The following is a 6,632-nucleotide window of genomic DNA, read 5'->3' as shown; positions in this document are numbered from 1 at the left end:
TGAAACATCTCCCGCAGCCGCGCCAGTGCCCCGCTTACCGCCGGCTGGCCGAGATGCAGCTTCTCAGCCGCGCGCGACACGCTGCCTTCGCGGTGCAATACCAGCAGCACGGTCAGTAAATTCATATCGATACGGCTAAAATCATTTTCTCTGATAGTCATGATTATTTTAATCAATTTGAATGATGTTATGCCGTTCAGGATACTGCCGCTTATCGGGTAAGAACACTGTTTAATGAGGCTATGATGAAAACACTACTGATGCTGGTTGTCGCACTGACCTTCTCCACGCCGCTGCTGGCCGCGCAGGCTGCCAGCGAGCCGGACCAGCAGGCACCGGGCTACTACCGCATGACGCTGGGCAAACTGCGCATTACCGCCGTCTCTGACGGCACGGTCACCATTCCGCTCGACAAACTGCTGACGCATATCTCCCCGCAGGCGCTGCGTAAGGCGATGGCGGCCGACGCGATGACGCCGCAGGCGGAAACCTCGATCAACGCATTTGTTGTCGACAACGGCCAGCAGCGGATTCTGGTGGATGCCGGGGCCGGCGACCTGTTCGGGCATAACGGCGGCCACCTGCTGGAGAACCTGGCGGCGGCGGGCTACCCGGCGGAGAGCATCAGCGCGGTGCTGCTGACCCATATTCACGCCGATCACTCCGGCGGCGTCTCCCGCGGTGGCAAACCGGCCTTCCCTAACGCGCAGATTTTTGTTGAGCAGCGCGATGTGGATTTCTGGCTTAACCCGGCCAACGTCAGCCGCGTTGAGGCCAGCCAGGCACACACCTTTGCCGAGTCCGAACGGACGCTGCGTCCGGTGATTGCCGCCGGCCAGTTGCACAGCTTCCGCGCCCCGGCAACGGTGTTTGCCGGCATCCGCGCCGAATCGACGGCGGGTCACACCCCCGGCAGCGTGCTGTACCGGGTAGAGAGTGAAGGCCAGACGCTGGTGCTGTGGGGCGATATTATCCATGCCAAAGCGGCGCAGATGCCCGATCCGCACGTGGCGATCCACTTCGACGTCAGCCAGCAGCAGGCGATCGCCACCCGCGAGCGCGTGCTGAAGCAGGCTGCCGACCGGGGTTACTGGGTTGCGGCGGCGCATATCGCCTTCCCCGGGCTGGGCCACGTGCAGCGCGACGGCAGCGGCTATCGCTGGGTGGCGGCGAACTATACCACCCACCTTGCTTTGTAACCGGATAAACGTTTCAGCAACCTCCCTATGGCTATAATAAATTAACCAGTTTCAGTTCGATCGGCGCTTAAGCCGTTAATCTGCCTGTTGTGCGGCAAGCCCTGGCAATGTGCCTGTTACCTTAGCCGACCTCCGGCCGTGAACGCCAATACCACTCCTGTTCTGACCATAGCGGTTAATGGCATTTGTGCCGGGCGCTTCAGCGGGTAATCTTCTGCCGATTGGCATCATCACATCGTCAGCAGGTTGGCTCTATGAGTGGAAGAACGTCGGTCTATCTGGATCAGGAACAGCGTGAGCTGATCGCCCGGCTTTCGGCTGGCTGGCTGTGGCGCAGCGAGCTACCGACCTGGCTGCTGATCGTCACCATTTACGGCGGCTGGGTCGCCACGGTCGCCTGGTGGCAAACCCTCGGGCTGCTGCCGTCCACGCTGCTGTTAATCTGGTTAACCACCTGGTATATGTCGTTACAGCACGAGCTGATCCACGGCCATCCCACCCGTTTTCCGCGTCTGAATCAGCTGTTCGGCATGCTGCCGTTCTCGATCTGGTACCCGTACGGCGCCTATCGCGACCTGCATCTGACCCATCATATCGATGAAGATCTCACCGTGCCGGAGACCGATCCGGAAAGCTATTACTTTACCCGCCGCCGCTGGGCACGCTTTAACGGCGTGCAGCGCCAGCTGGTGCGCCTGCGCAACACCTTTCCCGGCCGCTTCCTGCTGGCCCCGCTGCTGACGATGTTCTGGGCGCTGGCCAGTATCTGGCATTCGCTGGTACAGCGGGATCGCCCCGCCATGGTCATGTGGCTGGTGCATTTTATCCTGCTGGTGCCGGTGATCGGCTGGCTGCACGCTCATGACTTCCCACTGGTCTGGTATCTGTTCGGCGTGACCGGGCCGATGCTGGCGGTGACCTCGGTGCGTTCGTTCCTCGAACACCGGGCGGAAGAGGCCCCGGAAGCGCGATCGGTGATCAACGAGGCCGGGCTGTTCTGGCGTCTGCTGTTTCTCAACCTGAACTACCATTTGGTGCATCACGATCTGCCGCGTGTTCCGTGGTACGGGCTGCCGGTGGTGTATCGTGCCGGTAAAGCGGCCTGGCTGCGGCGCAATCAGGGGTTTTTCGTTAAAGGGTATGGTGAGCTGATGCGCCAGCATCTGATCAGGCCGGTGCAGGTTGAAATCAACCCCTGGTTCCCGGACGGTCGACCGGACGCCACGCGCGCGCAACCACAACCACAACCACAACAGCACCCTGACTTAACGCCCGTCACTGCCGAAGCGCCCGAAGCCGGAGCAACCGGATGATGAGAGCGCCTGACGCTGCCGAAGCATCCAAAGTTCGAGCAATAGGATGATGAGAACGCCTGATACTGGTGAAGCATCAAAAGTTCGAGCGATACGATGATGAGAATGCCTGATACTGGCGAAGCATCAAAAGTTCGAGCGATACGATGATGAGAATGCCTGATACTGGCGATGTGGCCAAAACCGGAGCAACACCATGACCCAGCTGCTGTCACTACCCATGTACGACGTACAGCCCGCGGATACGCGCCTGCTGGTGATGGCGCTGCGTCAGCTGCTGGCGCAGGAAGGCGTTGACGGCTGGCACTACGCTGAGCCCGACGATCGGCTGGCGCACTGGCAGGACCCGGCGCTGCTGCTCAGCCAGGCCTGCGGCTATCCGCTGTGCGCGCTACTGCCTGACGTGCAGGTGGTCGGGACCTTTCATTACGACGCTGAGGGCTGTAGCGGGTTGCGCTACCGCAGCCGGCTGGTGGTGCGGCAAGCCGATGCCGGTAAACGTCTGGCCGATTTTCGCGGCAGGCGCGCGGTGTGCAACAGCGAGGATTCGCTGTCCGGCTTCCACACCCTGCGCGCGGAACTTGCCCCGCTGCCAGAAAACGGCCGCTTCTTCTCCTCACTGCTGTTCAGCGGCGGCCATCGCCAGTCGCTGCTGGCCCTGCAGGGTAATGCGGCCGACCTGGCGGCGATCGACGCGGTCAGCTGGGCGCTGTTCAGCCGCCATCACCCGGCGTTGCTGCAGGGGCTGACCACGATTGGCTACACCGCCGCCCTGCCCGGCCTGCCGCTGATTACCGCCTCCGGTACCTCCGCCGCCACGCTGCAACAGCTAAGGCGGGCGCTGACCCGGCTGGTCAGCGAACCCCAATGGCGCGAGATCTGCGCAAGGTTGCTGATTAGCGGCTTTACGGCGACCGGCCGTGAAGATTATCAGCCGGTCAGCGCGCTGATCGCACAACTGCCGCAGGCAGCCCCAGCTTCTGCCGCAGCGTACCCGGCTGATAGGCCGTCTTCATCACCCCACGCGCCTTGAGCAGCGGGACCACCTGGGTGACAAAGTTGTCAAAATCCACCGGCAGGAACGGGAACATCAGGTTATAGCCGTCCACGGCACCCGCGTTAAAGGCGGCGCTCAGCGTATCGGCCACCTCTTCTGCCGTGCCGATCACCAGCCAGCTGTCCGAGCTCTGTAACAGCAGCCGGCCCAGTTCCAGCACCGTTAATCCGGCGTCATAGCCGCGGATGATCTGCAACGCGGTGCGGATACCGTCAAAATTTTCCTCTTCGGGCAGCGGCGGCAGCGGCGCGTGGGGATCGGTGTTGCTGAGGTCCATCTGCAGATAGGTACCGAGCAGGTCCAGCGCCATCTGGTCGTTCATCAGCGATCTCACCAGCGCCTGTCGTTCCGCCAGCTCTTCCGCGCTGTTCACCACCACTGGCAGCACGCCGCCGAGGATTTTGAAGTGTGCCGGATCCCGCCCGAGCGCCCGCAGCCGCCGGTCCATATCCGCGCGGTAGGCCAGCCCTTTCTCGATATCGCTCATAAACACAAAATGAATATCCGCCTGGCTGGCGGCCAGCTGCCTGCCGGCCTCCGACGAACCGGCCTGCACGATCACCGGGTGCCCCTGCGGCGGCCGCGGCAGGTTCAGCGGCCCGCGAACCTTAAAGAATTTGCCCTGATGATCCAGCGGATGCACCCGCTGCGGATCGGCGAAGTCACCGCTCTGTTTGTCGATCAGCACCGCCTCTTCTTCCCACGAGTCCCACAGCCTGCGCACCACGTCGATAAATTCAGCCGCGCGCTGATAACGCTCGCCGTGCGCCGGCAGCGCCTCGCGGCCGTAGTTGGCGGCCTCTTCCGGCAGCCAGGAGGTGACCACGTTCCAGCTGGCCCGTCCCTCGCTGAGAAAATCCAGCGACGCGAAGTAGCGCGCCAGGTTGTACGGCTCGTTATAGGAGGTGGAGGCGGTGGCCATCAGGCCGATATTGCTGGTTACCGCGGCCAGCGCCGCTAACAGGGTGATCGGCTCCAGCCGCAGGTTGGCGTAATGCGGAATGCCGCTGGGCACCGTATCCCACACCGCCACGTGATCGGCGATGAAAATATTATCCAGCACCGCCTCTTCGGCCCGGCGCGCCAGATCGGCATAGTACTTAAGCGAGAAAATTTCCCGGCCGGGTGCCTGCGGGTGGCGCCAGGAGAAGCGGTAATCCCCTTGGGGATTGAAGAAGAACAGGTTAAAAATCGCCGTGGGTTGCGTCATACCGATCGCTCGCTAAGAGTGGTGGCGGCCGCTGCCGGCCGCAGAATGAATTAATTGGCCTTCAGGTTGGTTTTCACCCACTGCCCGGCGACCTTAGCCGGATCTTTATGCTCAACGTCGACCTGCTTGTTCAGCTCAATCAGATCGGCGGTGCTCAGGCGCGCCGACACCTGATTCAGCACCTGCTCCGTTTTCGCCGATACCGCGCCTTTATGCACCAGCGGCACCACGTTCTGCGCGGGCTGCTCATGCTTATCGTCCTCCAGCACCACCCATTTCTCTTTCGACAGATCGCCCTGGGTCGACACCACCGTCGCCACGTCAATTTTTCCGGAGTTGAGCGCCAGCCGGCTGAGCGGGCCGCCCATATCCAGCGATTTGAAGGCTTTAAACTTGATGCCATAGACCCGCTCCAGTCCCGGCAGCCCCAGCGCACGGGTCGCCACTTCTGGCGGACCGCCGACCACCAGCTGCGGTGCCACTTTTGCCAGATCGGAAAGGGTTTTCAGCTGATACTTTTTCGCCGTCTCTTCGCTCACCGCCCAGGCGGTAATCGAACTTGCCTCCGCCGCGTTCAGTAAGGCAAGATCCGCCGGCAAGGTGGCGTTCAGCTCGCGCGTAACGTCCTCCTGCGTAGTGGCCTTGCTGTCGCCATGATAATAATTCAACAATGCCCCCACATATTCAGGCACCACGTCCAGCTCGCCGGTTTTCAGCGCCGGAATGATAATTTCGCGGTTACCGAGGTTAAGCCGGGTTTTGACCTCAATCCCCTGCTGCTGCAGGGCGGCAGCATAGATATTGGCCAGAACGGTCTGCTCAGAGAAGTTGGCCCCACCGATGGTGACGGTTTCAGCGTGGGCAGCCAGCGCCATCCCGCTCAGCCCCATCGCCAGCAGCGTCGCCTGGGTTAATTTACGTTTAGCGAACCACCAATGTTTCATCATCATGCTCTCTTATGAATAATGCGTAGCGACTACGCGGGGGAGTTAACGGGCGGCGGGCAGCGTAAGGGCAAACCAGCGCCGGGCTATCAACGACATCAGCAGCTCACAGCCAACGGCCAGCAGCGAGACCACCAGCGAACCGGCAATCACCTGCGGAAAATCACGCTGGCCGAGGCCATCAATCAAAAAGCGGCCTAAGCCGTCCAGTCCGGCATAGGCGGCGACGACGGCGGTGGCGATCAGCTGTAACAGCGAGGTACGGACGCCGGCAAAAATCAGCGGCATCGCCAGCGGTATGCGTACCTTCAGCAGTGCCTGCAGCGGGGTCATGCCCATTGCTTTCGCAGCGTCGTGAAGGGTTCGGTCGGCCTGGCTGATGCCGACAAAGGTGTTGGTCAGCATCGGTGGTATGGCCAGCGCGACGAGGGCGATGAACACCGGCACGTCGTTAAAGCCAAACAGCATGATGCACAGTAAAATAATGCCCAGCGACGGGAAGGCCTGGCCGATATTGAACAGGTTGATCGCCAGAAACGCACCGCGCTGCAGATAGCCAAAAAGGATGCCCAGCGTCTGGGCGATCAGGGCGGCGATAATCAGGCTGACCAGCACGTAGTAAAGATGTTGCCCCAGCCGCTGCCAGATGCCGAGGTCGCCGCTCCAGTGCGCCCCCTGCAGGAACCAGTGCCAGGTATCAATAATCACCGTCATCAGCGCGTCCATCCGGTTAAATGATAGCCGATGCGGGTGATCAGCAGGTCAAGCGCCAGCGACAGCAGCAGGCTCAGGCACAGGCTGAGCAGAATTGGCGTCAGGAAGTTTTGGTTAAAACCGACGATCATCAGCTGCCCCAGCCCGCCCTGGCCGATCAGCGCGGTGACGATCACCAGCCCGACCAGCGTCACC

At 61.5% G+C, this 6,632-nt stretch carries 7 protein-coding genes and 1 pseudogene; 3 read left to right on the top strand and 5 right to left on the bottom strand.

The window, feature by feature from the left end:
- A partial coding sequence (locus NV64_RS23760) for a LysR family transcriptional regulator (RefSeq protein WP_233208894.1) occupies positions 1-164 on the bottom strand: 164 nt, incomplete at its 3' end.
- A gap of 81 nt (positions 165-245) precedes the next feature.
- Between NV64_RS23760 and NV64_RS00050 the strand changes: the two genes are divergently transcribed.
- The 3 genes from NV64_RS00050 (at position 246) to NV64_RS00040 (ending at position 3,545) form a co-directional block, all read left to right on the top strand.
- Positions 246-1,199 carry an MBL fold metallo-hydrolase gene (locus NV64_RS00050; RefSeq protein ID WP_101505009.1) on the top strand — a complete coding sequence of 318 codons (954 nt, stop codon included), beginning with the start codon at positions 246-248 and terminating at the stop codon, positions 1,197-1,199.
- Between the two features lie 254 nt (positions 1,200-1,453).
- Complete coding sequence (locus NV64_RS00045) at positions 1,454-2,512, top strand: fatty acid desaturase (protein WP_101505008.1); 1,059 nt, start codon at positions 1,454-1,456, stop codon at positions 2,510-2,512.
- 196 nt (positions 2,513-2,708) lie between these two features.
- Positions 2,709-3,545, top strand: coding sequence for a phosphate/phosphite/phosphonate ABC transporter substrate-binding protein (locus NV64_RS00040; protein ID WP_101505007.1), 837 nt, complete (start codon positions 2,709-2,711; stop codon positions 3,543-3,545).
- Here NV64_RS00040 and NV64_RS00035 read toward each other — a convergent pair.
- From NV64_RS00035 to NV64_RS23755, 4 genes and pseudogenes are all read right to left on the bottom strand, one after another.
- Entirely contained in the window at positions 3,451-4,779 is a 1,329-nt protein-coding gene (locus NV64_RS00035; RefSeq protein WP_101505006.1) for an LLM class flavin-dependent oxidoreductase, read from the bottom strand. The genes NV64_RS00040 and NV64_RS00035 overlap by 95 nt on opposite strands.
- A 50-nt stretch (positions 4,780-4,829) precedes the next feature.
- Positions 4,830-5,729, bottom strand: a complete 900-nt coding sequence (locus NV64_RS00030; protein ID WP_101505005.1) for an ABC transporter substrate-binding protein — start codon at positions 5,727-5,729, stop codon at positions 4,830-4,832.
- Between the two features lie 39 nt (positions 5,730-5,768).
- Positions 5,769-6,437: an ABC transporter permease gene (locus NV64_RS00025; RefSeq protein ID WP_101505154.1), complete on the bottom strand. Its 669-nt coding sequence runs from the start codon at positions 6,435-6,437 to the stop codon at positions 5,769-5,771.
- Positions 6,437-6,632 (bottom strand): annotated as a pseudogene (locus tag NV64_RS23755) (ABC transporter permease); the annotation flags it as partial. The gene NV64_RS00025 and the pseudogene NV64_RS23755, both read right to left, overlap by 1 nt.

This window comes from Erwinia sp. B116, assembly GCF_002865965.1.
In the GTDB taxonomy this organism is placed as follows: domain Bacteria; phylum Pseudomonadota; class Gammaproteobacteria; order Enterobacterales; family Enterobacteriaceae; genus Erwinia.
This window is presented reverse-complemented; position numbering and strand designations above follow the sequence as displayed.

Coding starts and splice junctions, on each gene's coding strand:
- NV64_RS00045 (WP_101505008.1), top strand. CDS start 1,454: ATGAGTGGAAGAACGTCGGTCTATCTGGATCAGGAACAGCGTGAGCTG.
- NV64_RS00030 (WP_101505005.1), bottom strand. CDS start 5,729: ATGATGATGAAACATTGGTGGTTCGCTAAACGTAAATTAACCCAGGCG.
- NV64_RS00040 (WP_101505007.1), top strand. CDS start 2,709: ATGACCCAGCTGCTGTCACTACCCATGTACGACGTACAGCCCGCGGAT.
- NV64_RS00025 (WP_101505154.1), bottom strand. CDS start 6,437: ATGACGGTGATTATTGATACCTGGCACTGGTTCCTGCAGGGGGCGCAC.
- NV64_RS00050 (WP_101505009.1), top strand. CDS start 246: ATGAAAACACTACTGATGCTGGTTGTCGCACTGACCTTCTCCACGCCG.
- NV64_RS00035 (WP_101505006.1), bottom strand. CDS start 4,779: ATGACGCAACCCACGGCGATTTTTAACCTGTTCTTCTTCAATCCCCAA.